1 rRNA gene is annotated in these 461 nt (G+C 56.6%); it reads left to right on the top strand.

What is annotated here, in order from left to right:
* Positions 1–26 precede the first annotated feature (26 nt).
* Positions 27–461: ribosomal RNA gene (locus E1J61_RS35745) — 16S ribosomal RNA — on the top strand; the annotation flags it as partial.

Below are 461 nucleotides of genomic sequence, written 5' to 3'. Positions count from 1 at the left end.
AGGGTCTTCGGACCCACACAGAGATTGAACTGAAGAGTTTGATCCTGGCTCAGATTGAACGCTGGCGGCATGCCTTACACATGCAAGTCGAACGGCAGCACGGGCTTCGGCCTGGTGGCGAGTGGCGAACGGGTGAGTAATACATCGGAACGTGCCCTGTAGTGGGGGATAACTAGTCGAAAGATTAGCTAATACCGCATACGACCTGAGGGTGAAAGCGGGGGACCGGTAACGGCCTCGCGCTACAGGAGCGGCCGATGTCTGATTAGCTAGTTGGTGGGGTAAGAGCCTACCAAGGCGACGATCAGTAGCTGGTCTGAGAGGACGATCAGCCACACTGGGACTGAGACACGGCCCAGACTCCTACGGGAGGCAGCAGTGGGGAATTTTGGACAATGGGGGCAACCCTGATCCAGCAATGCCGCGTGTGTGAAGAAGGCCTTCGGGTTGTAAAGCACTTT

This window comes from Cupriavidus sp. L7L, assembly GCF_004353535.1.
GTDB classification, from domain to species: domain Bacteria; phylum Pseudomonadota; class Gammaproteobacteria; order Burkholderiales; family Burkholderiaceae; genus Cupriavidus; species Cupriavidus oxalaticus_A.
This window is presented reverse-complemented; position numbering and strand designations above follow the sequence as displayed.